The organism is Plantactinospora sp. WMMC1484 (genome assembly GCF_049315195.1).
Lineage (GTDB): Bacteria > Actinomycetota > Actinomycetes > Mycobacteriales > Micromonosporaceae > Plantactinospora.
In genome coordinates this window covers 7,328,927-7,355,078 of record NZ_CP186055.1, presented here as the reverse complement: position 1 = coordinate 7,355,078, position 26,152 = coordinate 7,328,927, and the positions used below count along the sequence as shown (strand labels likewise).

14 protein-coding genes are annotated in these 26,152 nt (G+C 70.0%); all 14 read left to right on the top strand.

Annotated elements, in window-relative coordinates; genetic code table 11:
- Positions 1-52: 52 nt before the first annotated feature.
- Positions 53-1,129 carry a zinc-dependent alcohol dehydrogenase gene (locus tag ACN28C_RS31580; RefSeq protein ID WP_422771133.1) on the top strand — a complete coding sequence of 359 codons (1,077 nt, stop codon included), beginning with the start codon at positions 53-55 and terminating at the stop codon, positions 1,127-1,129.
- Positions 1,130-1,212: 83 nt separating this feature from the next.
- Positions 1,213-2,034: a class I fructose-bisphosphate aldolase gene (locus ACN28C_RS31575; RefSeq protein ID WP_422771132.1), complete on the top strand. Its 822-nt coding sequence runs from the start codon at positions 1,213-1,215 to the stop codon at positions 2,032-2,034.
- Positions 2,031-3,206, top strand: coding sequence for a zinc-dependent alcohol dehydrogenase (locus ACN28C_RS31570; protein WP_422771131.1), 1,176 nt, complete (start codon positions 2,031-2,033; stop codon positions 3,204-3,206). The genes ACN28C_RS31575 and ACN28C_RS31570 overlap by 4 nt, the downstream gene beginning before the upstream one ends.
- Positions 3,203-4,702, top strand: a complete 1,500-nt coding sequence (locus ACN28C_RS31565; protein WP_422771130.1) for a xylulokinase — start codon at positions 3,203-3,205, stop codon at positions 4,700-4,702. The genes ACN28C_RS31570 and ACN28C_RS31565 overlap by 4 nt, the downstream gene beginning before the upstream one ends.
- Positions 4,703-4,953: 251 nt before the next feature.
- Entirely contained in the window at positions 4,954-6,231 is a 1,278-nt protein-coding gene (locus tag ACN28C_RS31560; protein ID WP_422771129.1) for an extracellular solute-binding protein, read from the top strand.
- Entirely contained in the window at positions 6,228-7,130 is a 903-nt protein-coding gene (locus ACN28C_RS31555) for a carbohydrate ABC transporter permease (protein ID WP_422771128.1), read from the top strand. Before ACN28C_RS31560 ends, ACN28C_RS31555 begins: the two co-directional genes overlap by 4 nt.
- Positions 7,127-8,002 carry a carbohydrate ABC transporter permease gene (locus ACN28C_RS31550; RefSeq protein WP_422771127.1) on the top strand — a complete coding sequence of 292 codons (876 nt, stop codon included), beginning with the start codon at positions 7,127-7,129 and terminating at the stop codon, positions 8,000-8,002. The genes ACN28C_RS31555 and ACN28C_RS31550 overlap by 4 nt, the downstream gene beginning before the upstream one ends.
- A 102-nt stretch (positions 8,003-8,104) precedes the next feature.
- Positions 8,105-9,259: a hypothetical protein gene (locus ACN28C_RS31545; RefSeq protein ID WP_422771126.1), complete on the top strand. Its 1,155-nt coding sequence runs from the start codon at positions 8,105-8,107 to the stop codon at positions 9,257-9,259.
- A gap of 9 nt (positions 9,260-9,268) precedes the next feature.
- Positions 9,269-10,423, top strand: a complete 1,155-nt coding sequence (locus ACN28C_RS31540) for a Gfo/Idh/MocA family protein (RefSeq protein WP_422771125.1) — start codon at positions 9,269-9,271, stop codon at positions 10,421-10,423.
- Positions 10,416-11,498 (top strand): Gfo/Idh/MocA family protein, encoded by a 1,083-nt coding sequence (locus ACN28C_RS31535; RefSeq protein ID WP_422771124.1) that lies wholly within the window; start codon positions 10,416-10,418, stop codon positions 11,496-11,498. The genes ACN28C_RS31540 and ACN28C_RS31535 overlap by 8 nt, the downstream gene beginning before the upstream one ends.
- A gap of 34 nt (positions 11,499-11,532) precedes the next feature.
- Positions 11,533-11,793 carry a hypothetical protein gene (locus ACN28C_RS31530; RefSeq protein WP_422771123.1) on the top strand — a complete coding sequence of 87 codons (261 nt, stop codon included), beginning with the start codon at positions 11,533-11,535 and terminating at the stop codon, positions 11,791-11,793.
- A 183-nt stretch (positions 11,794-11,976) separates the two neighbouring features.
- Entirely contained in the window at positions 11,977-15,150 is a 3,174-nt protein-coding gene (locus tag ACN28C_RS31525; RefSeq protein ID WP_422774881.1) for a DNRLRE domain-containing protein, read from the top strand.
- A gap of 44 nt (positions 15,151-15,194) precedes the next feature.
- Positions 15,195-18,740 (top strand): LamG-like jellyroll fold domain-containing protein, encoded by a 3,546-nt coding sequence (locus tag ACN28C_RS31520; RefSeq protein WP_422771122.1) that lies wholly within the window; start codon positions 15,195-15,197, stop codon positions 18,738-18,740.
- Between the two features lie 81 nt (positions 18,741-18,821).
- Positions 18,822-25,598, top strand: a complete 6,777-nt coding sequence (locus ACN28C_RS31515) for a polymorphic toxin-type HINT domain-containing protein (protein ID WP_422771121.1) — start codon at positions 18,822-18,824, stop codon at positions 25,596-25,598.
- The last annotated feature ends 554 nt before the right edge of the window (positions 25,599-26,152 follow it).

The window sequence follows — 26,152 nt, the reverse complement described above, 5'->3', positions numbered from 1 at the left end:
CCGACATCAGGTGGGGCCGGACAAGGGCCGGACAAGGGAAGGAATCGATGGGGTGAGAGCGGCGCGGTTGTACGGAGTTGGCGACCTGCGGGTCGAGGAGGTCCCCGATCCGCGGCCGAAGGCCGGGGAGGCGCTGGTGCGGATCCACGCGTCCGGGGTCTGCCCGAGTGACATCCGCAGTTACACCGGGGTCAAGGCGACCAGGGAGCCGTGGACGCCGGGCCACGAGATCGCCGGCGTCATCGTCGCCCTCGGCGCCGACGCGCCGGATTCCCCGGGCGGCTCGCCGGCGTTCCCGGGCAGCACGCCGGAGTCCTCGGGCGGTGCGGCGGGGCCGTGGGGGGTCGGCGACCGGGTGGCGGTCGACTGGCGCGGGGTGTGCGGCGTCTGCCGGCAGTGCGAGCGCGGCGCGGCCAACTTCTGCCAGAACGTGGTCTCGTATCCGATCGCCGGCTTTGCCGACCTCACCACGATGCCGCTACGGCAGCTTCGCCGGCTGCCGGACGAGGTGTCGTTCGAGGCGGCGAGCTTCTGCGAGCCGCTCGCCTGCGTGCTCAACGCCCACCGGACCATCCCGGTCGGGCTCGGTGCCGACGTGCTCGTCGTCGGCGCGGGTCCGATCGGTCTGCTGCACACCCAGGTCGCGGCCGGTCGGGGGGCCAGGGTGATCGTGCTCGACCGGCTGGCCGACCGGCTCGACGTCGCCCGCACCTGCGGCGCACACGATGTCGTGGTGGCCGGCGACGACGACGGCGGCGCCGCCGAGGTCCGCGAACTCACCGAGGGGTACGGGCCGGACGCGGTCATCGTGACCGTCGGCATCCCGTCGGTGATCCAGGCGGCGCTGACTATGGCGGGGAAGAACGCGACGGTCAACCTCTTCGCCGGGACCCATCCCAAGGGGACCATCGCCGTGAACCCCGACATCCCGCACTACGACCAGGTCTCGATCAACGGGAGCCACGACTTCACACCGCACGACTTCAGCACCGCCCTGCGGCTGCTGAGGTTCGGCATGGTCGACACCGCGCCGCTGGTCAGCCATCGGTTCGACCTCGCCGACATCACGAAGGCGTTCGAGACGACGCGGGCACAGACCGGCCTCAAGTCGATCGTGGTCGCCGGCTGAGCCGGGCCGGCCGATCGAGGGACAGCACGCAATCGAGGGACAGCACGCAATCGAGGGACAGCACGCAATCGAGGGAACAGCACATGACACTGACTGCCAGGCCCCTACCGGGTCCGCACACCTTCCCCGAGCACCTGCCGGCCTGGCCGCGGCGCCGGATGCACCACGTCTTCGCTCCCGACGGTAGAGCCGTGGTCGCGGCGCTTGACGCCGGTCTCAAGTACGGCGTCAAGCCCGGCCTGGGTGACGCCCGGACGGCGGTCCGCCGGATCGTCGACGGGGGTATCGACGCCGTCCTCGCCGGGATCGGCTTTGCCCGGGCGACCGCCGGCGAGTTGGGCGGGCGTGGCCTGATCCTCGCGCTCGACAGTGAGATCCCGTCAGCCGGCTACGGCGTAAAGCAGGCGGTGCGGTACGGCGCCGACGCGTTGGAGCTGAAGGTCTTCCCGGGCAACCCGGAACGGACCCTGCTGGGTGAACTGCGGGAGCTGGCGGCGGAGGCGGACCGGTGGGGGATGCCGCTGATGGCCGAACCGATCCCGGTCAGCTTCGCGGCCACCGAGGCGCACACCGTGACCAACGTCGCCAACGGCGCCAGGATCTCGGCCGAGGCCGGGGCCGACTTCGTCAAGGCGCAGTTCGTCGGCACGGTCGAGGAGTTCGCCGAGGTGGTGGCGACGTGCCCGGCGCCGCTGCTCGCGCTCGGCGGCCCGGTCAAGCCCACTCCGCGCGACGCGTTGCAGTTGGCACACGACGCCGTCTCGGCCGGTGCGCGTGGCGTCGTCTTCGGCCGCAACATCGTCGAGGCCGAGCGGCCCGATCTCATGGTCGCCGCGCTGGTGGAGATCGTGCACGGCGGTGCCTCGGTGGACGCCGCGGTCAAGCAGCTCAACGCGGCGCTGTGACCGACCCGGTCGCCGCCCCTACCGGGCAGGCCGCTGCCGTTCCGACCGGGCAGGGCGGCGCTGCCGTTCCGACCGGGCAGGCCGCTTTCGATCCGAGCGGGCAGACCATGGCGGCGGCGGTGTTCCACGGCGGCACCGACATCCGGATCACCCGGGTGCCGGTGCCGGCGGTCGAGCCGGACGAGGTACTGGTCGAGGTCGTCGCGGCCGGCATCTGCGGCAGCGACCTGCTCGCCTACCGTGGCCTCGGCCCGTGGCAGCACGACCCGGCGCACCCGGACGGCGACGGGCACGAACTGAGCGGGCGGATCGCCGCGCTGGGAGCCGCCGTCGCCGGCTTCGCCGTCGGCGACCGGGTCGCGGTCGAGCCGATCCACCTGCTCAGCTGCGGGCACTGCGCGCTGTGCCGGGCCGGCCGTGGCTATCTCTGCGCCGAGCGGGGGACGCGGCACGGCGTGCCCGTGCACAGCCGAGGGTTCGCCGAGTACGACGTGGCGCCCGCCAGCCAGCTCCACCCGCTCCCCGACCACGTCGGGCTGGCCGAGGCGGCGCTGCTGGACTGCTACGCCTGCGGCGTACATGCCCTGCACCTGGTGGCGCTCCCGCCGGGTGCACCCGTCGCGGTGCTCGGCAGCGGGGCGATCGGCCAGACACTCGGCCAGGTGGCCCGGGCCGCGGGGCATCCGGTGAGCCTGCTCGGGCACCGCGCGGCAACGCTCGACGTCGCGCTCGGCGCGGGTGCCGCCAGTACCGTCTGGGACACCTCGACCGCCGCCGGACGGCGGGCCCGGGATGGGGCCGCCGGGACCTTTCCGGTGGTCTTCGACGCCGCCGGCAGCCGCGATTCGCTGACCGAGTCGCTGGGTCTCGTCACGCCCGGCGGCGAGGTGGTGGTGCTCGGCGTCCATCCCGGCACGCCGAGCCTCGACCCGCACCTGGCGTACCGGCGCGAGGTGACGCTGCGGTGGTCGAACAGTTACGGCGCCTGCCTCGGCGGCGTGCCCGACTTCCGGCGCGCACGCGACCTGCTCGCCGCCGGGACGGTCGACGCGGCGGCGCTGATCACCCATAGCCTTCCGCTGGCCCGCCTGCCGGACGGCTTCCGCACGCTGGCCGATCGCGGCGCCGGGGCGGTCAAGGTGATGATCACGCCTGGTGGCGGCAGGGCATGACCAGTGGGTCCGGGCCGGCACTCGTCGTCGACCAGGGCACGAGTTCGGTCAAGGCAGCCCTTGTGGACAGTCGTGGTCGGGTGCTGGCCCGCGCCCGCGCCACGACGCCGAGCCGGCGCGGTCGTGACGGCAGCGTGACCGGCGCACCCGAACAGTGGTGGCGCAGCGTCCGTGCGGCGGTCGGCGGGTTGGGGGAGCTGACCGGAGTACGGGTGGTCGCCGTCACCAGCTTCATGCACACCCTCGTACCGCTGTTCGCCGATGGCGGTGCCGGGACCGTGCTGCTTCCCGGCGACCGGCGCGGCGCCGCCCGCGAGGCGGAGTTCGACGCCGGTTCGGCGGGCGGCCGGGCCGCGCTGGCCCGGCTCGCCGCCTGGGCCGACCTCGGTGAGGGCAGGCTGCGGGCCGCGATCCCGGTCAAGGACTATCTGCGGTACCGGTTCACCGGAGAGCTCGGCAGCGACCCGTACGACGCCGGTGGCGCCGGGTTGGTGGAACCGGCGAGCGGGCTCCAGACGCCGGCCGGCGCCGCGCTGCTGGCCCGGCTCGGCGCGGAGCCCGTGCCGCTGCTGGCGCCGGAGGCGGTGGCCGGCACGGTGACGGTAGACGCCGCGGCAGAGACCGGCCTGCGCGCCGGTACGCCCGTGGTCACCGGCAGCGGCGACTGGCTGACGGTCTGCCTGGGCGCCCAGGCGGCCTTCCCCGGGCGCGGTGTGCTCTATGCCGGCACCTCGGCGGCGTACGGCGGGTTCGCCGACCCGGCGGCGTTGGCCGGGCTGCGTGACGTCGGCTGCCTGGCGGTCGCCGTGGGCAGCGGCGCCGTGCTGCACTGGGCGGCCGGGCTCTTCGGGCCGGCGCGCGGTGACGTCGACTTCCCGCGCGGTGAGTTCGAGTTCCCGCGCGGTGAGTTCGAGTTCCCGCGCGGTGAGTTCGACAGCCCGCGCGGTGAGTTCGACAGCCCGCACGGTGAGTTCCACAGCCCGCGCGGTGACGTCACCGGCCCGCGCGGTGACGTCGACGGCCTGTTCGCGCTCGCCGCGGCGGCGCCGCCCGGCGCCAACGGCGTGCGGTTCGTGCCCCGCGCGCCGCGACCCGGTGGCGGCCGCGAGGCGGTCGTCGGCGAGGGCGACCTGACCGGGCTGTCGCTGGCGACCGGCCGCGCCGATCTGGCGCGTGCGGTCGTCGACGGTGTCGCGGTCTGGGTTGCCGACCAGGTCGGCCGGGTGCTCGCCGCCCGGCCGGTGGACGAGGTGCTGTTCTGCGGCGGGGGTGCCTCCGCAGGCGGCTTCGCCGGGCTGCTGGCCGACGTGCTCGGGCGACCGCTCACCATCACCGCCGAGACCGATCTGGGACTTGTCGGGTTGGCCCGGCTCGGGTTCGCCGGGATCGGCGAGGCCGTCGTGCACGATCCGGTGTGCGCGGCGACTGTCGCGACGCCGGATCCGGCACGCCACGCGGTCTACGCGGCACTGCGCGCGGAGCGCGCCGGCTCGTGACCCGAACGTCGCCCTGCCGACGCGGGGTGGTCAGCGCGCCTCGGCCGATGGGACGAACGATCGAGGCATCGGTGCGCCGAGGATGCGATCGGCGTGCCCGCGATGACGATCTGCTGGGCAGACCCCCTTGCGGAACTTCCACGTCAGGGCCAGGATGAGGGAACTTGTCTGGCAGCCAGGCAAGCAGATAGCAGTACTGGCACCGACTCCAATAGTCAGGACCTCGACGGTGACGTGAGGGAGGAGATCCCGTGGCTAGGTGGAAGTGGGGTATAGCGGCGGCGATGGTCGGCGCGATGGGTGCGGTCGTCGGATGTTCCGGGCAGTCCGGATCGTCCGGCGAGAGCACGCTCGATGTCTGGTTCAACGACCCGGGCACCGAGCTACAGCCGGTGATTCAGAAGGTGATGACCGACTTCGAGTCGTCGCATGACGGTGTCAAAATCAACCTGCGATTTGTCGGCGGCGCCGACACACACCAGCAGTACGTGACCGCGGTGGCCGGCGGCGCCCCGCCGTGCGTGGCGCAGCTCGGCAACACCTGGACGCCCGAGTTCGCGGGCATGGGTGCGCTGGCCGAGGTGGACCTCGCCCTCGACGAGGCCAAGCAGCAGTACGTCGGATCCATGGTGGACAGCGCCACCATGGACGGCAAGCTCTACGGCTATCCCTACAACGTCGGCAACCGCGCCTTCGTCTACCGCAAGGACCTGCTGGAGAAGAGCGGTCTGCAGGTGCCGAAGACCTGGGAGGACGTCAGGGCGGCCGCCAAGAAGCTCGACGCCGACAACAAGGCCGAGGGCATCGCGGGCTTCGGCGTCATGGGCGGCGAGATCTGGCAGTTCGTGCCGCTGGTCTGGAACTGGGGCGGCGACATCGCGGTCAAGGAGGGTGACACCTGGCGGGCGACGATGAACTCGCCGCAGGCCAAGGCGGCGTTCGAGTGGTACGCCACGCTGCTGACCGTCGACAAGCTGTCGCCACCGGACGCGGCCAACTGGGTCGCCGCCGACGGCACCAAGGCGTTCGCCCTGGGCAAGGTGGCGATGGGCATCTACGCGAGCTTCCAGCTCAAGTCGATGCTCGCCCAGGCCCCGGATCTGAAGGACAAGGTTGGCGTCATGGAGCTGCCGACCGGTCCGGGCGGCAACAACGACACGTTCGCCGGCGGCAGCAACCTGGTGGTGTTCAAGGACTGCCCGGACTTCGACGACGCGATGGCGCTGGTGCGGCACATGGCCGAGCCGGACAACGTCATCGGCTACACCAAGGGCATCGGCATGCTGCCGGCGTCCCTGGCCGGAATCGAGCAGGAGCAGACGTCCGGCTCGTTCGCCGACCCGCTCTTCAAGCCCTTCGGTGACCAGGCAAAGCACACCCGCTACGTGCCCGCGGACCCGCGCTGGGGTCAGGTCGAGGGCAGCGGCGCGATCGTCAACGCCATGCAGGCCCTGATGGGCGGCAACTCCGACGTCAACAGTGTGATGGAGCAGCTGAACACCGAAATCAACGAGGCGTTCAGCAAGTGACCGTAGACGTGGCGTCCCGGCACCGGGCGCAGCTCAGACTCGTCCCGTGGCTGCTCATGGCCCCCACGATGCTGGGGATCGTGCTGGTCATCGGATATCCCTTCGGGCAGACGGTATGGCTGTCGCTGCACGAGGGGAGAGGGCTGCGTACCGGTGCCTGGGTGGGACTGCAGAACTACGTCGACATGTTCACCGACGGCCAGACCCAGGCCGCGTTCGTCCGTACCGTGGTCCTGACCGCGGTCACGGTCATCGGCTCGATGGTCGCCTCGCTGCTCATCGCGCTGGTGCTCAACTCCGGGCTGCCCGGGATGAAACTGCTGACCATCCTCGTCGTGCTGCCGTGGGCCATGCCGAGGGTCTCGGCCGCGATCCTCTGGAAGTGGGCCTTCGACTCGCAGTACGGCGTGGTGAACTGGTTGTTCAGCACGCTCGGTCTGGAGAGGTTCGACGGCTACGGCTGGTTCAACAGCGGGACGTCGGCGCTGATCGTGGTCTCCGTCGCGATCATCTGGGCCAAGATCCCGTTTCTGACCATCGCGCTCCTCGCCGCGCTGAAGTCGGTCCCCGGCGACCTCGTGGAGGCGGCCCGGCTCGACGGGGCGTCGGCGTTCAAGGTGCTGCTCCGGATCAAGCTGCCGGTGATGCGACCGGTCATCGTCGTGCTCTTCGTGCTCGCCACCATCCAGGCGTTCCAGGCGTTCGACCACATCTTCGTCATGACGGTGCCGCCCGGTGGCCCCAACCACTCGACCGAGATCCTGTCGCTGCTGACCTACCTGGAGGCGTTCGCCTTCCTCGACGGCGGCATGGGGGCGACGCTGGCGATCGCGACCTTCGCCGTGCTGGCGGTCGTCACGGCCCTGTACGTCAGGTTGCAACGGGAGGACGCCGGATGAGCGTTCTCTTCGCCCGGGACAGGTATCCGAGCCGGCGCGTCCAGCTTGCCGGACGGGCGCTGGGCCGGTTCCTGCTCGGCCTGGTGGCGATCGCGATCGGGCTGGTCAGTATCTTCCCGTTCTACTGGATGTTCCTGACCTCCATCAAACCCGAGCCGGAGATCTTCACCGTCACGCCGCAGTTCTGGACGACGGACCCGACGCTGTCGCGGTACTCCGTCCTGCTGCAGGGGGCGATCGGTCAGCAACTGCTCAACTCGGTGATCATCGCGTCCGGCGCCACGGCCGGCTCGGTGATCCTCGGGATGATGGCGGCCTACGCGCTGTCCCGGTTCGCGGTACCGGCGAAGTCGGTGATCGCCGTGGCGCTGCTCGTGGTGCAGATGCTGCCGTCGATCGTCGTGGTCATCCCGCTCTTCACCGCGTACCGGAATCTCGGTCTGCTGAACACCTACGCCGGGGTGATCATCGCGCACGCCGCGCTGTCACTCGCGCTGTCGGTCTGGCTGATCCGGGGCTTCCTCGCCGGCATCCCGAAGGAGTTGGACGAGGCGGCGCTGGTGGACGGCGCCAACAGGTTCCAGGCACTGGTCCACATCATCTTCCCGCTGGCCCTGCCCGGGGTCGCGGTGAGCGCCATCTTCGCGTTCATCACCTCGTGGAACGAACTGCTGCTCGCCATGACGTTCCTGCAGCAGGAGTCCATGAAGACGCTCCCCGGCGCGTTGCAGCAGTTCAGCAGCCAGAACGGCACCGACTGGGGCGGCATCATGACCGCGAGCACGATCTTCGCGTTGCCGGTGATGGTCTTCTTCGTGCTCATCCGCCGCTATCTCACCACCGGCGCGGCGGTCGGGGCGGTCAAGGGATGAGCGCGCGCACGACCCGGGAGGCCGTCGGTCGTCCCGCTCCGCGCCCGCCGGCCGGCGGGCTCCGTCGAACGCGGCCAGCACGGTCACGGGTACGGCATGGTCATGCGGTTCGCTGACGGGCGGGTCCGGCAGTTCGCGCCGCTCGGCCGCGTCGCCGGCGACCTGCCGGCGCGGCTCACCGGGCTCACCGGGCCGTGGCGGGCGGCCAGCGGCTGGATCTGCACCGGGATCGGCGCGAGCGCGGCCGTCGCCGACGCGGTCGCCGACCGGTTGCGTCACAACGGTGTCGGTGCGGTGAGCCTGCCACCCGGCGACGTGCCGGGGCTCGCTGCCACGGTCGGGTGGCCGGTGCTGCTGGTCTCGCAGAGCGGCCGCAGCACGGAACTCCTCGCGACGGTCGAGGCGCTTCCGACCGGTCGGGGACTGGCGTTGACCAACGCCGCCGACTCGCCGCTCGCGGCCGAGACGGGGGAGGCGGTGGTCCTCGGCGGGTTGGCCGACAGCCGGGCCTCGACGGTCGGCTTCGCCGCGCTGCTGTTGGCCGGCCACATGTTCGCCGACTGGTGCGCGGGCGGTGCGCCGGGGCGCGGCTGGGCGGCGGAGGTCGCCGCGCTCTCCGCCGCGGCGGTCGCGTTCGGCGACCGGCTCGCCGGCACGGTGATGGACGCCGCCGGCACGGCGACGGATGTGACGGATGCCGCCGGCACGGTGTCGGATGCCGCCGGCACGGTGTCGGATGCCGCCGGCTGGGCCGCGATGGACGTCGTGGCCGACCCGGACTGGCTGGCGGCCGCCGAGTACGGCGCGCTGATGATCCGCGAGGTCGGCCGGATCCGGGCCGGGGCGCTGGAAACCCGCCGCTACCTGCACGGCCCGATGGAGTCCGCTCCGGGCGGGCTCACCGTGCTCGTCGGTGGCGACCGGCTGGATCGGGTCGCCGACCAGCTCGCCGCCGGACCCGAGCCCGCACCGGTGCTGCGCTGGTCGGTGACGATCTCCGGCGGACGCACGACGGTGCACGTCCCGGCCTCGGGGCTGCCACCGCTGCTGCTCGACTCCGCGGCGCTCGGCCCGTTCGCCGGCCAGCTTCTGGTCGGCTACGGCCTCCAGGAGATCGCCCAGCGGGTCGCGGTCGCCCGGGGCGTCGACCCCGACGAGTTCGTCTACGACCAGGACGACACCAAGCTCGGTACCCCGTCCGCGCCGGCAGCGCCGCCGGCACCGTTGTCCACCATCGACGAGAGGAAGTCGAACTAGATGGATCCCATGAAGATTGCGGTTCTCGGTGCGGGAAACATCGCGGTCCAGCCGAACGGCGTCCTGCCCAACCTGCACCACATCCCGGACAAGGCGGTGGTGACCGCGGTCGCCGACCCGGTGGAGGAGAAGGCCAGGGACGCCGCAGCGAGATTCGGCATCCCCAGGGCCTTCACCACCCTGGACGACATGCTGGACTACGGCGACTTCGACGCGGTTGTCAACCTCACCCCGATCCCGGTGCACGGCGAGACGTCGCTGAAGATCCTGCGGGCCGGCAAGCACCTGACCACCGAGAAGCCGGTCGCGGTCACCATCGACGAGGCCGACGCGCTGGCCGAGGCCGCCAACGCCAAGGGGCTCAGCGTGGTCTGCGCACCGCCGAACATGCTCTACCCGACCCGTCGGGAGGCGCGCCGGCTGCTGGCCGCGAACACCATCGGCCAGCTCTGCTTCGTCCGGCACCGGAGTTCCGGCCCCGGCCCCGCCGCCGGCGCCTGGCCGAGCGACCCGAGCTGGTTCTACCAGAAGGGCTCCGGCCCCATGTTCGACATCGGTGTGTACAGCATGCACGAGGTGCTCGGCATCCTGAACCGGCCGGCGAAGCGGGTCTTCGGCTTCTTCGGCATCACGGAGGCGACCCGGACCGTACCGTCCGGCCCGGTGCGCGGGCTGACGTTTCCGGTCACCGCCAACGACAACAACCTGGTACTGCTCGACTTCGGCGACTCCACCTTCTGCGTCATCGACGGCACCTACAACGTGTGGTCGGCCAAGTCGCCGCGGATGGAGATCTTCGGCCGGGAGGGTGTGCTCAACATGTGGCGCAACCTCAACGAGCCCGAGGGCAAGCAGCTCGAGCTCTACCGGGTGGACCACGAGCACGGCACCCGGGGATGGTTCGATGTGGACATCCGCGACCTGCAGTTCGCGCAGCAGCACGTCAACAACCTCAAGCGCGCGCTGATCGTCGAGCATCTCGTCGACGTGGTCCGGGGGACCCGGCCGAACGAGCTGACCCTCGACGTCGCCCGGCACGCCCTGGAGATCATGCTCGCCGCGGAGGAGGCCAGTACGACCGGTCAGGCGATCGAGCTGACGACGTCGTTCACGCCGGCCGAGTTCGACCGGGGTGTGCGGGACGGTGCGCTGATCCATGGCTGACCCGCGCCCGATCCGGATCGGCGTGGCGGGGCTGACCAGTGACCACGTGTGGTCGCTGGTCAGCTCGCTGCGGAGCCTGCCCGCAGTGGACGTCGTCGCCGTGGCCGAGCAGACGGCGGCACTGCGGGAACGTGCCGGAGAGGCGGTGCCGGGCGTCGTCGGGTACGAAGACCCGGAAGCGATGCTGGCCGCCGAGCGGCTGGACGCCGTCCTGGTCTGTGCGGAGAATGCCGCCAAGCCCGGCATCGCGGTCGCCGCGCTGCAACGCGGTGTCGCCGTCTACCAGGACAAGCCGCTCGCCGCCACCGGCGAACAGGCGGCGGTCATCGCCGAGGCGGTCCGGCGTACGGGCGGGCTGTTGATGTGTGCCTTCCACACCGCCTTCGACCCGCTCGTCGACGAGGTCGGGCAGCTCGTCCGGGACGGTCTGCTCGGCACCGTGCAGTTCGCGCGGGGTCTCGCCGGTCACGCCGGGCTCCGGGCGACGGGGGTGTCGGACGACTTCGCCGCGTGGCTCACCGATCGGTCGCGCGGTGGCGGCGGCTCCTTCGTGGACCAGGCCGGCTATCTGCTGACCACCCTCGTCGCCTATCTGGGCCCGGTCGAGCGGATCAGCGGCTTCGCTGCCACGGTAGATCCGGACGTGCCACCGGAGATCGAGGACAACACCGCGGCGATCGTGCGGCACGCGGGTGGTGCGCTCGCCGCGATCGACACCCGGTGGGGGCAGGTCGGCCCGACGCCGCTGCGCTACTCGTTCCACGGCACGACCGGCACGCTCAGCGTGTACGCCGACCGGTACGAACTGGTGACGACGGCGAAGGACGGACCGACCGGATGGGAGTCCGTCGCCGCGCCGCCGGGCCTGACCGGCTGGCGCTCGGCGGTGACACCGAGGGCCAGCTACGACGACGAGGCGGCACACTTCGTCGCCGCGCTGCGCGACGGGGCCGCACTGCGGCCGACGGTCACCGCCGCGTCGGCACTGCACGTGCAGCGGGTCATCGACGCCTACTACGAGTCGGTCCGGACCGGCCAGGCCGTGACCGTCCCGGCATCGACGGAGGCCAGATAGCACCCACACCGCACCGATCGAGGCGAGTTGGGCCGTGCCGGTCAACGCCGATGTGGTCAACCAGGAACTCGCCACCGTCGCCCCGGAGATCGCGGCGGCCCTCGCCGCCGAGGAGGATCGGCAGCGATCCACGCTGGAGATGATCGCCCCGGAGAACTTCGCATCGATCTCCGGGCGGCAGGCGCAGGGTTCGGCGGCCACGGCCGGCGAGCCCCGCTGCCGCGTCTGCACGCTGGCCGGGCGCCACCCGCGCTACGGCTCGTCGTGGTCGGGGGTGATCTCGCGTACCAGGTAGGGCCCTCTCGGCGTGTCGGCCAGTAGCCGCAGGCCACGCCACGTGATGGCGACTCGGGGAGATGTCCGGTTCACCGCAGTCCGTCCTGACAGCTTGTGACTGCCCTTGTGCTCTCAGTCGGGCACTCCCTAGAGTCCTGCTCACAACTGGAAATCACACGGGGGAGGGTTCGTGGCACGTCGGGTGACGGCCACCGTCCGTTCGTGCCTGGCTGCGGGCGTTGCCGTACTGACGGCAGTCGCGTTGTCGGGCGTACCGGGGGAGCCGGCGGGATATCTCGCCGCAGGACCGGACGGCGTTACGGGTGGCGTGCAGAGCCGGGCCGACGAGGCGGTGTCGTTGCGGACCGCCCGCGAGACCGGCAAGCCAGTTCAGGTCAAGAGTCTCACTTCGGAGACGACCGAGGTCTACGCACTACCCAACGGTCAGTTCCGGGCGGACATCGCCGCCGGCATGCAGCGGTTCCGGCGGGGCGGCGACTGGGTGTCCGTCGATCTCAACCTGACGGCGCAGGCGGACGGATCGGTGGCGCCGGTGGCGCACCCGAACGACCTACGGATCTCCGGCGCCCGGGGCGTTGGCGGGCATGAACTCGCGGCGGTGGGCGTCGACGACGACCGGGTCGCCATGGGCTGGTCGGGAGCGCTGCCAAAACCGATGCTCCACGCCAACCGTGCCACCTATGTGGACGCCCGGCCCGGCGTCGACCTCGTGGTGGAGGCGACCCGCTTCGGCTTCGAACAGTTCCTGGTGGTCAAGAATCGCGCCGCCGTGGCCCAGGTCGAGAAGGTCACGTTCCCCTTCTCCGGTCCTGGCGTGGCGACCGCCGAGCGGAGCGCCGACGGCGCCATCACGCTGGCCGACCGCAGCGGCGAGCAGACCGCCCGCATCCCGGCACCACTGATGTGGGACGCCCGTAGGGACCTCGCCGGCAGCCCTGCCAGCCAGAAACCCGTCCGCACCGAGGTCGCGGACCGGGTCGGCGGCGTCGAGCTCACCCTGACCCCGGATCCGACCTGGCTGCACAGCAGCGCCACGGTCTTTCCGGTCACTATCGACCCGACGGTCAACCCGCTGACCACGACGTTCGACACGTACGTCCGGCAGTCCGTGACCACCGATCAGAGCGCGCAACCCGACCTGCAGATCGGGCTCTTGGCGACCACCCCGGCGACCCTCACCCGCTCGTTCCTCACCTGGGACACCACGGTTCTCGCCGGCAAGCAGATCACCGCTGCGACGGTCTCGTTCTGGAACTTCTGGTCACACACCTGCACCCCCACCGGGTGGACGATCTGGTCGACGGGCACGGCAACCGCCACGACGAGGTTCACGAGCCAGCCGACGTGGGATCACGAGGAAGCCACCTCGACCGCCACGCACGGCTCCAGCGACTGCAGTGACGCGTGGGCGACCATCGACGGCAGGAGTTTCTTCCAGCGCGCCGCCACGGCCAACAAGACCCGGGCCGGAATGGGCATCCGCGCGGCGGACGAGACGATCACCTCGGGTTTCAAGCAGTTCCGGTCCCGGGACGGCGCGAGTGCCGCGGAGGACCCGAAGGCGTCGGTGACGTACAACTCGTGGCCCACGGTGACCGCCCGCTCGACCGTCCCGACCACGAGCTGTGTGGCCGGCTCCGGCCGCCCCCTGGTGAACACGCTCACCCCGCAGTTCAAGGCCACGGTCTCGGACGGTGACGGCACCGCCATGACTGTCACCTTCGAGTGGTGGGCGATGGACGCCGACAAGCCGATCGGCTCGGCGAGCTTCGGCGGTGTCGCGTCCGGCGCCACCGCGGCGGCGACCGTCCCGGCAGGCGCCTTCGTCGACGGCGGCATCTACCGCTGGCGGGTGAAGGCAGCGGACGGCGTCGCCAACAGCGACGTCTGGTCGTCGTTCTGCGAGATGCAGGTCCACACCACGGTCACGCCGATCACCGGTTGCACCGGCGGCACGGACAGCGACTTCAACGGCGACGGCGTCGCCGACATCGCGATCGCCGACCCGGAGGCCACTGTCGGCGGCGCCATCCGCGCGGGCCGGATCAACGTGGCGTACGGCGGCAGCGCGACCGTGCACACCCTGCACGAGGGCGTGACCAACGTACCCGGGACAGCGGAGCCGGGTGACCGCTTCGGCACGTCGATCTCCGCCTATGACGCCAACAACGACGGCTGCACCGATCTCGCGGTCGGCGTGCCAAACCAGACCGTCAACAGCCAGACCCAGGCCGGTGCCGTCTACCTGCTCTTCGGCTCACCGGCGGGCCTTGCGCAGGCGCGGCCACCGATCTCCTACCACCAGGACGTCACCAACGTTCCGGACACGGCGGAGGCCTTCGACTGGTTCGGCTATGCGGTTGCCGGCAGCCGAACCGCGAGCGGCGAGCCGTACCTGGTCATCGGCGTTCCCGGCGAGGGCCTCTCCACCGGGCCGATCACCGGGATCGTCCACTACCTCCGCGGCAACCTGAATCTCGCGCTCAACCAGGGCGGTGGTGGGATCCCCGGCTCGGCGGAAATCGACGACCGCACCGGCTTCGCGGTGGCCGCCTCCACGCACCACTGGGCGGTCAGCTCGCCGGGCGAGGCCATCGGCGCCGAGGCGTTCGCCGGAGCGGTCAACGTTTTCAGCCACACGTTGACGGACGGTCTGCCCACCCTGGCTGCCGGGCTGACCCAGGACGTGGCGGGCATCTCCAACGTGTCCGAGGCCGACGACAACTTCGGCAAGTCAATCTCGATCGCTCCGTACCGCCCGGTCGGCTCCCCGGCCGGACAGGCGGACTCGTTGGTGGTTGTCGGCGTTCCGGGGGAGGACATCACGGTGGCGGCGACGAACACGCCCGCGCCCGACGCCGGCCTGGTGCACCGCTTCCACGTGACGGCGGGAAACACCGTGACCGAGCTGCCGGAGATCACCTACTCCTCCGAGGACGGTGACTATCTCGGCGAGAAGGTCGCGGTGGTGAACACCGCACCGGCCAGCGAGGGCACCAACTCGACGATGTTCATCGCGATCGGCGTTCCCGGGGAGGACGCCGGCACCAGCGCCATCGACTCGGGCCGGATCCGGGTCTTCCCGGCCCTGGCCAACCCGATCGGCACCCCGATCACCTTGCACCGGGTGTCGGGTGGCATGCCGGGGTCGGCGGCGGCCCAGGAACTGCTGGGCACCTCGCTCGCGGCCACGTCGCAGCGTCTCCACGTCGGCACCCCGTACGGCACCGACGCCGTCTACGGCTTCACCTGGTCCGACCTGGTCGCCGGCAACGTGGTTCCGAGCGTTACCTGGCAGCCGGGCCAGGGCGGTCTCCCCACCGGACACAGCGCTTTCGGGGCGGCGATCAGCTGATGGCGCACATGGATTCGCACAGTTCAACGGGGGAGGACCTGACGGTGACCCGTCGTACGCAAAAACGAGGTCGGCTCTTCACGTTCGGCCTCACGCTCAGCCTCGCCGGCCTGCTGGCCGGGACTGCCTATGTTGACGCTCCCGAGCCGGCGCCGGTCGCTGCCGCTGAGGAGACCGATCCGGTACGGGACACCGAGGCCGAGGCGATCCTCGCGGCCGCCGCTCTCGGCCGGCCGGTCGAGGTGCTCTCCGAACGGGGCGAGTACCGCGACGTCTTCGCCCAGCCGGACGGCACGCTGATCGCGAACGAGTACAACCAGGCGGTCCGGGTGCTCCAGGGCGAGACCTGGGTTCCGGCAGACGCGACGCTGGTCGCCCAGGGCGACGGCACCATCACGCTGGCGGCGGCCCTGCTCAACATGCGGCTGTCGGGCGGCGGCGACGTCCCGCTGATGGTCGCCGAGCGGGACTCCCGGGTGATGACGCTCACCTGGCCGCACGGGCCGCTGCCCATCCCCACCATCGACGGCGACCAGGCCACCTATCCGAACGTCCTGCCGGACGTCGACCTGGTGGCGAACGTGACCGTCGAGGGGTTCTCGCACGTACTGGTGCTGAAGACGCCCGAGGCGGCGAACCTGCCCGAGCTGCAGGATCTCCGGCTCGGCGTGACCGGTGTCGGCCTCGACATCGAGGAGACCGAGGAAGGCGGCGTGGTTGCCCTCGACCCGGCCACCGGTAATCCGGTGATGGAGGCCGACGCCCCGACGATGTGGGACAGCGGCAGCGGGGAAGGCGGCGACGCGGGCGCCCCACGACGGGCCACCGGCGCTGCGGATCCGGACCCGAACGCCGCCTCCGCCCGGGGACCCGGCGAGGACTCCAGGATCGCCCGCGTGGTTCTCGACTATGCGTCGGGCACGCTGCGTCTGACCCCGGACGCCGCGATGCTGGCCAACCCGGCGACCACCTACCCGGTGTACGTGGACCCGGTCTGGCAGAGCAGTACCAACAGCGCCTGGGCGATGGTCGACAGCGGCTATCCCAGCGAGGAGTACTGGAAGTTCGACGGCAAGCGGCACGAGCGGATCGGTCTCTGCCCCAACTCCTGCAACAACTCGAAGGTCAAGCGCCTCTTCTACCGGCTCGCCACGCCGTACTCGGGCAAGACGATCCTGGAGGCCACGTTCCGGGTGACCCTGCAGCACGTCTACAACTCGACCGCCCGGGCGGCCGCGCTCTACCTGATGCCCGCCGGGATCAGCTCCTCCACCAACTGGAGCAACCAGCCCGGCGGCTCCGGCTGGTCCGGAGCGACGCACCTCGCCACCAGTTCCCCGACCAGGACCCAGTCGAGCTGCACCTCGACGAACCAGAACACCGAATGGAACGCGAGGACCGCCGTCCAGCAGGCCGTCGCCAGGGGGTGGAGCACCGTGACCCTCGGCCTGCGATCGGTCAGCGAGAGCGACTCCACGCACACCAAGCGGTTCTGTGACAACGGCGTCCTCTCCGTCCGCTACAACCGGGCGCCGCTGATCGCAAACCTGGCCGACCTGACCATGTCCATCGGCGGCGGTTGCGTGTACGGCGGATCGTCCGCGCCGTACGTCCCGGTCCTGCCACGGCTCAACGCCATCCTGCGCGACCCGGACCACTCGTCCTCGGTCACCGAGCAGATCAAGGCCGAATTCAAGATCACCTGGACGCCGTCCGGCGGCAGCCTGCAGACCCGCAGCATTGTGACGGGGCTGAAGGCCAGTGGTTCACTCTTCAACTATCAGATCGTCGCGGCCGACAACATCCCGGAGAACGTTCTCGTCTCGTGGGAGGTCCGGGCCAGCGACGGGGTGAGCTGGGGGCCGTGGAGCACCGACGGCTCCCGCAATCCGTGCCAGTTCTGGTACGACAAGAGCAGCCCGAGCCCGCCCGACGTCGACTCGCCGGAGTACCTCCCGCTCGACGCGACCGACACCACCCCCGACTGCCTCGACGACGACCAGTGGCGTGGCTCGATCGGCGTGCAGGGCAGCTTCACCTTCGACTCGGCCTCCACCGACGTCACCGAATACGAGTACACCTTCGACGGCGGCCCGACGGTCAAGGTGAGGCCGGCCACGAACGGCGGGCCGGTGACGATCAACTGGACGCCGGACAAGGAAGGGCCACGGCAGCTGTTCGTCAAGGCGATCGACGCGGCGAAGGGGAGCAGCGCGCCGGTCACCTGTACCTTCCGGGTCGGCAAGCGTCCCCCGGTGTCCCAGTGGACGATGTCGGACGTCGCTGGTTCGACAACGGCGAACGACCGGGCCGGACCGAACGACGCGCGGGTCGGCAGCGGAGTCACGTTCGCCGCCGACGCCAACAACTTCGGTCCGTGGGACCGCGCCGCCATCTTCGACGGCACGCCCCACGCCTACCTGGCCACCGACAGGTCGGTGCTGGCCGACATCTCGCAGAGCTTCGCCATCACCGGGTGGTTCCGGGTGGACGACGTGACCCGGCGCCAGGTGGCGGTGAGCCAGGACGGCACCGGCGAGCCGGGGTTCAGCCTCGGCGTCGACCAGGGCAGCTGGTTCTTCCGGATGCCCACCAACGATGTCATCAACCTGGGTGAGTGGAGGGTGACGGCGGGGACGGTCACGACGGAGTGGACCTTCGTCACGGCCATCTTCGACGGCCCCAACAGGAAGATCTCACTCCAGGTCGGCGCCGGTGCGCCGGTCGTCAAGGACCGGCGCTCGCTGACCCGGGCCCGCGGTGCCCTGCAGCTCGGCCGCCACAACTACTACAAGGGCGGCGGGTACTCCGACTTCTGGAAGGGCGGCATGGCCGAGGTCTCCGTGTTCGATCGGCCGATTGTGGCCGAGGACACGACGGGCCTGCAGAAGCAGGTGCTGTCCCGCAAGGCGTACTGGCAGGTCAACGACCAGGCCAACAAGCAGAGCCCAGAGGTCGGGGGCGGCAGTCCGCTGCTGCTCAGCCACGACAGCGTCCTGGTCCGCACGCCGACCCCGATCGGTCGGATGGTCGGTGCCGGACACCTGCGGATGATGGGCATCCCGGGCTCGTTGCAGTACGCACAGTCCTCCACCGCGCTGGTCGACCCCACGGGCAGCTTCACGATCGCGACGCGGGTCCGGCTCACCAGCAGCTCGGTCGGACACCCCATGACCGCCTTCTCGGTCAAGGGGACGAACAACACGGCGATCGTCGTCCGGGCCAACAACGACGGCGAATGGGAGCTGGCGGCCACGACCGACGACCGCACCGGCGCCGAGTTCGCGAGCATCAGCACCGACGAGAGCCCCTCCCGGGTGGGGGTGGGTGACCACCTGGCGCTGGTTTACAACGGATACACCCGTGAGCTGGCCCTCTGGGTGAACGGCAAGTCCACCGAGCTGCCGGCGCTGGGCAAGCCGTTCACCCCGACCGCGATGACCAGCCTCCAGTTCGGGCGCGTCGCGCTCGACGGCGCCGACACCGAGTACCTGTCGGGCAACCTCGACGAGATCCGGGTCTACGGCGGTGTCGCCGACCGGGTCACCATCGACAAGATCCGCGTCATCGCCGAGAAGACCAACCTCTGAGATCGCCGTGTCGGGGACCGCCCGCTGGGCGGTCCCCGACACCCATTGCCTTTCCCCGTGAGTCACCCCCTAGGAGGGTCGATGTTCTCCCGACTCCTGGTCGCACGCGGCGCCTGGCAGCGCCGGGTGGTTCGACCGGTGGCCTGGGCGATGGCCGGTGTGATGGGCGCGAGCCTCATCCAGGTCGCCGCGATGCCCGCCACCGCTGCGGAGCGTGCCCGTCCCACGGCCACGGACAAGACCACGTTGCTTCCGGACCGCGCGCCGCTGGGGGTGCGCCCGCGCGGTGCCAACCCGGCCGAGGCGGCCGCCAGCACCACGCCCGCCAAGGTGTCCTGGCCGGCCGCCGGCGCCACCGAGCTGGCCGTACCTTCGGCGACGGTCGCGACGGCCGGTGCCCGTGCCCACGGCGCGGACCCCGCCGGGCCCGCCGCCGCGGGCAGGGCCGGTGGCCTCTCGGTCTCGGTCTCCGCCGCGGCACCAGCCGATGCGAGCGACGGCCGCGCGAGCGGTCCGGCGCCGGGTAGGGTTCGGGTGGAGGTGCTCGACCGCAAGGCCTCCGAGCGGGCCCGGCTGGACGGCCCGCTGGTGCGGGTCAGCCGGACCGACGGGCAGCCGGCCGCCGCCGAGGTCCGACTGGGTGTCGGGTACGGCAGCTTCGCGGCCGCCTTCGGCGGTGACTATGGTGCTCGGCTGCGCCTCGTTGCCCTGCCGGACTGTGCGCTGACCACGCCCGACCGGTCGGTCTGCGGTGGCATTCCGCTCCCGACGGTCAACGACTCCGCGAACCGCACCCTCTCCGCCCAGGTGAGCGCCGCGCCGGCCGGCACCCTGCTGGCGCTGGCCGCCGACGACTCGTCCTCGCAGGGCGACTACGGGGCGACCAAGCTGGCGCCGTCGGCCAAGTGGTCGGTGGCCCCGTCGACCGGCGGATTCTCGTGGAGCTACCCGCTGCGGACCCCGCCGGTGCCGGGCGGCAACGGGCCGGCCATCACCCTGGCCTACTCGTCACAGTCGGTCGATGGCCGGACCGCCGCGACCAACAACCAGGGGTCCTGGATCGGTGAGGGTTTCAACTACGAGCCGGGCCACATCGAGCGCCGCTACAAGCCCTGCTCCGAGGATGGCCACGACCAGTACGCCGACCAGTGCTGGGCGTTCGACAACGCGACGATCCTGCTCAACGGCAAGTCCACCGAGCTGGTGAAGACCGGCGAGAACAGCTTCCGCTTCGCGACCGACGACGGGGCGAAGGTCGAGCGGCGCTTCGGTGCCGTCAACGGCGACAACGACGGTGAGTACTGGGTCGTGACCACCGTGGACGGCTCGGAGTACCACTTCGGGCGTAACCGCCTGCCGGGCTGGACCACCGACAAGGAGGAGACCGGCTCCGCCTGGACGATGCCGGTGTACGGCGACGACGACAAGGAGCCGTGCTACAACGCGACCTTCACGTCGGCGTACTGCGACCAGGCGTGGCGGTGGAGTCTCGACTACGTCAAGGACCGCTACGGCAACGTCACCTCGTACTTCTACCACAAGGAGATCAACTACTACGCCCGTGGCAAGAAAACCGACGTCAACGGGGTGCCCTACGTCCGGGGCGGCTGGCTGAAGCGGATCGACTACGGCCAGCGGGACAACGCCGTCTACAGCACCCACGCACCCGCCCGGGTCCGCTTCGACACCAGGGAGCGGTGCCTGCCGACCGGCGACGTCGACTGCGACCCGCAGGACCTGACCACCGGGACGGCGTCGTACTGGCCGGACGTGCCGTTCGACCGGAACTGCAACAGGGACACCAGGTGCAAGCTCGACCAGATCACCCCGACGTTCTGGACCAGGGCCCGGCTGACCGGCATCACGACCGAGATCCGGAACGCGTCCGGCTGGACCCCGGTGGACGAGTGGAAGCTCGACCACCTGCTCACGGACAACGGTGACGCCTCCCGCACGCTGTGGCTGCACAAGATCACCCACCGAGGGCTGGTGGGCGGTTCGATCGAGATGCCCTCGGTCGAGCTCGGCGGCATCCAGCTGGCGAACCGGATCGACACGCCGACCGACAACATCTCGCCGCTGAACCGGTTTCGCCTGGCCACGGTCTGGACCGACTCCGGCGCCCAGGTCGACGTCAACTACATGGACCCGGACTGCTCGGCGTCGAGCGTGCCCACCGAGGGCAACAGCACGAGGCGCTGCTACCCGGTCAAGTGGAACCCGCTGGGCAGCGGTGACCCGATCACCGACTGGTTCCACAAGTACGTCGTCGAGCAGGTGATCGAGACCGACCGGACCGGCGGCTCGCCGGACATGGTGACCAGGTACGACTACCTCGACGGCGCCGCCTGGCGGCATGCCGAGCCGGACGGCGTCTCCGACGCCAAGGACCTCACCTGGAGCGAGTGGCGCGGCTACGGCCGGGTCGTGGTGACCACCGGCAACGGGCAGGTGCAGACCACCAGGACCGAGCACCGCTACCTGCGCGGCATGCATGGCGACAAGAAGCCCGGGAGCGGCACCCGGGATGTCCGGATCGACGACTCGACGGGTGTGGAGCACGTCGACCACGACGAGCTCGCCGGCCACGAGCTGGAGAGTGTCACCTACGACGGCCCGAACGAGATGAGCAAGAGCATCTCGGTGCCGTGGCGGCACAACACGGCCACCCAGACTATCCCCGGTGGCTCACGGAAGTCCTGGTTCACCAACACCGCCGAGTCGCGCAGCTTCGTCAAGATCTCCAGCGGCGCCTGGCGGGAGACGAGGACCACCAACACCTTCGAGACCTCGTTCGGCCGGATGACCCGGACCGAGCACCACGGCGACGTCGACGTCACCGGTGACGAGTCGTGCACCCGCACGACCTACGCGGACAACCCGACGCGGCACTACCACCATCTGGTCTCCCAGGTGGAGTCGGTGTCGGTGCGCTGCTCGGCGACGCCGAACCGGGCCACCGACGTGCTCGACGACTCCCGCACGTTCTACGACGGTGACGCCTTCGGCGTCGCGTCGAAGTCCGGCAACCCGACCCGGTCCGAGCGGCTGAAGAGCCACAACGGCACCACCGCGACGTACGTGCGGGCGGTCGAGAGCACGTTCGACTCGTACGGCCGGCCGAAGACCTCGACCGACGCGCTCGGCCGGGTCACCCGGACCGACTACACCGAGACGAACGGGCTGACCACCAGGGTCACCCAGACCAGCCCGCTCGACCACGTGACCGTCACCGAGTACGCCCCTGCCTGGGGCCAGCCGGTCAGGCAGACCGACCCGAACCAGTTGGTCAGCAAGCTCGAGTACGACGCGTTGGGCCGGCTGAGCAAGGTGTGGATGCCGGACCGCACCGGTGGCACCGACATGGACCCGAGCATCCGGTACTCGTACCTTGTCCGGAAGGACAGGCCGGTCGCGATCAAGACCGAACGGCGGCAGACGGACGGCTCGTACAGCGTCGAATACAAGCTGCACGACGGCTTCCTGCGGCCCCGCCAGGTGCAGACCGAGGGGCCGAACAGCACCCGCCTGGTCGCCGACACCTTCTACACCGCCACCGGCAAGATCGATAAGACTTTTGCCACCTACAACGTTGCCGGCGCGCCGACCGACACCATCTACCCGGCGTACCCGGGCGAGGTCGAGGGGCAGACCAGCTACGTCTACGACGGCGCGGACCGGGCCAAGATCGAGATCTTCTCGGTGGCCGGCAACGAGAAGTGGCGCACCACCACCAGCTACGGCGGCGACCGGATCTCGGTCGACCCGCCGCAGGGCGGCACTCCCACCACGACGATCACGAACGCGCTGGGCCAGACCACCGAGCTGCTCCAGTACAAGGGCGCGGACCCGTCCGGCCCGGCCGACACCACCACGTACACCTACACCAAGGCGGGGCAACTGGCCACCGTCACCGACCCGGCGAACAACGTCTGGAGGCACGAGTACGACCGGCTCGGCCGCAAGGTCAAGTCGATCGACCCGGACGCCGGCACCTCCACCATCGAGTACGACGACCTGGACCGGGTCACCAGTACCGTGAACGGAGTCGGCGTCAAGATCAGCACCACCTACGACGAGATCGGCCGCAAAACTGCCGTCTACCAGGGCACCGTGGCCTCCGGACAACTGCTCAGCAGCTGGACGTACGACCTGGAGATGCTGGGGCAGCTCTCGTCGACCAGCCGGTGGATCGACGGGGCCGAGTACACCACCTACGTGACGGGCTACGACGAGTTCTACCGGCCGCACGCCACCTACTACCAGGTCCCCGAGCACGCCGGTGCCGAACTCGCCGGGTTGTACCTGTTCGGCACGGAGTACAACTCTGATGGCACGATCGCCGCGGTCAGCATGCCCGAAGCCGGTGGTCTGCCCAGCGAGGCGATCGCCTACACCTACGACAACCTGGAGCGGCTGACCGCCACCACCGGGGAGGCCGCCTACCTGACCGACGTCGACTACTCGTCGACCGGCGAGGTGATCCAGACCGAGGCGCTGGTCGGTGGCAAGAAGGTCTGGTCGACGTACGGCTACGAGCAGGGCTCGAAGCGGCTGACCCAGCAGCGCCTCGACCGGGAGTCCGCGTCGGTGATCGACATCGACGCCCATTACACGTACGACCCGTCCGGCAACATTCTGCGGATCGCCAACAACCCGTCCGGCACCCGTGACACACAGTGCTTCACGTACGACTACCTGCGCCGGATGGAGCGAGCCTGGACATCGGCGAGCACCGCGGAGGACCCGTGCGCCGGTGGTCCGTCGGCGACCGGCGTCGGTGGGGTGGCCCCCTACCACCACGCCTACACGTTCGACTTGACCGGCAACCGCAGGACCGAGACGCAGTACGCGGCCAACGGCACCCCTCTCGTCGAGCGCTCCTACACGTACCCGGCCGCAGGGCAGGCGCAGCCGCACACGCTGCGGCAGATGACGGAGAAGACGCCGTCCGGGGACCGGCTGTACTCGTACGAGTACGACGCGGCCGGCAACACGAAGAAGCGGACGAAGACCGGCGAGGACCAGGACCTGGTGTGGGACGCCGAGGGCAACCTGGAGTCGGTCACCGACGCCACCGGCAAGAAGACCAGCTTCCTCTACGACGTGGACGGCTCGCGGATGCTCCGCAAGGAGCCGAACGCCACCACCCTCTACCTGCCGGGGATGGAGATCCGGCTGAACCACCAGACCCGGTCCACCGACGCGACCCGCTACTACTCGTTGCCGGGCGGAGCGTCGCTGGTGCGGAAGGTCGACGGCGTCCGGTACGTCGCCAACGACCACCACGGCACGGGCCAGGCGACGATCGACGAGGGCGGCGCCATCACGCACCGGCGGATGACCCCGTTCGGCGAGAACCGCGGCACCCCGCCGGATCCGGGTCAGTGGCCGACGGAAAAGGGCTTCGTCAACGGGAACATCGATTCCACGACGGGCCTGGTCAATATCGGCGCGCGCGAGTACGACACGGTCACCGGCCGGTTCATCTCGGTCGACCCGATCATCGACGTCCACGACCCGCAGCAGATGAACGGGTACGCGTACGCGAACAACAATCCGATCTCGTACTCGGATCCTGATGGTCTGAAGGCGTGTTCGGACGACGTGTGTGGGCCGGGCGCCGACTACGTCGACATGTACGGCAACTACCACAAGGTCAAAGGCCACAACGACGGCTGCGGTGGTTGTTCGGGCGCGTACGACCCGGACGAGCCGAAGATCAACGTCCACAACAACCCGCGGGCGTCGGCGGAGGAGCGGGCGGCGGCCGCGCGGGCGGCGGCGGAGAAGGAGCGGCAGCGCCGAATCGCCGCGGCCAAGGCGAAGATGCTCAACGCTGCCAAGGCCCTCGCCAAGATCTTGATGGACGAGCTGGGTATCACCGATGCCCTGGACTGCTTCCTCAAGGGAGACATGGGCGGCTGCCTGGCCACCGCGGCCAACGTCGCGGGCGCCGCCATCGGGGGTGCGCTGGGCAAGCTGGCCGTCAGATACGGCGCGCCATGGAAGTGGAAAAAGCTCGCCAACCTCACCAGTCGCGTCAAGGGCCTGCTCGGTGACCTGATCGATGGCGCGAAGAGTTTCCTTAGCAAGGGATGCCACAGCTTCGCGCCCGGCACCCTCGTCCTGCTGGCGGACGGTTCCCTCCGGCCGATCGAGAGGCTCAAGCCAGGGGACAAGGTCCTCGCCACCGCCCCTGATACCGGTGCGACCACGGTCCGCGAGGTCGTCGCCACCCATATAAATCTCGATCTGGCGTTGACCGACCTCACCCTGGCGACGGCGGCGGGGCCGGTTCTCGTTGAAACAACAGCGAATCATCCCTTCTGGAGCGCGCAGCGGTCGGCCTGGGTCGACGCGTCCCAGCTCCGCGTCGGTGAGAAGCTGCTGACCGTCGACAACATGCCGGTGACGGTCTCGGCCGTCCGGCCCTACGCCAGCCAGCGAGTGATGTACGACGTCACCGTCGACGACATCCACACGTACTATGTGCTCGCCGGCACCACTCCGGTATTGGTCCACAACTGCGGGGGCGGCGAGGTTCCGCATTTCAAGGCGTATCCGCAGGAGTTTCTGGACCAAGCGGCAAAGTATGGAAAGGGTGGCGTTCGTGAGCTACCCGATGGCCGAGTCCGGTTCTATGGTGAAATAGCCGAGGCGCGGACGCCTGGAGAGATGGTTGGCCGTCGCCTCGTACGGGAGTGGAATCCTGATACTGGGGCTACCCGTATCTGGCATGAGACCTTGGATCATAGCGGGAACGTCAGAATCGTTCGCCCTGATGTTGGCGCAACCGGCGGCAACAAGGTTCACTACATGTTCGACGCTGGCGGCAACTACACAGGGAGTTGGTAGCAGTGCAGGACATTCATCAGCAGGTCAGAAGCAGGATGGCTGCCCTGCTCCAGGGGTCAGGTAGGCGAGAGGAAGTCGCGGACTGGGCCCTGGAGCTGATCAAAGATGAATCTGCGGATTACTCCTCAGATTCAACTCTTTGGACCGCACTGGACAGGTTAGCCGGTGCAGATCTCCAGCAGGGGCCAGGGGTATATCTCCATGGCGAGGAGGATTTCCGCGCCTGGATAGCGGACCTTGACGCATAGCCGACGAGTGGGGGCACATTCGCGAACGAATGGCCCCCGCAGAGTCGCTTCTCGAATACGGGCGTAAGACGGCAAGAAGTTTAACGTTGGATGCCCCGCGAACGCCTTCCGTGACGGCTGAGGTGAATGCGCAGCGTGACGGTTGCCCGTACAGGTCGTGGCCGTGCGCCTGCGTTGCCGTCAGGGTTGCCGCCAGTATCGGAAGCTAATCGATGCCTATCGATGTTGCGCATCGGGTCCGTGGGCGGCCCATGGCATGCTCGGTGGCGTGCCGCGTAGCGGTGCGGCGTCGATCCCCGGACCCGG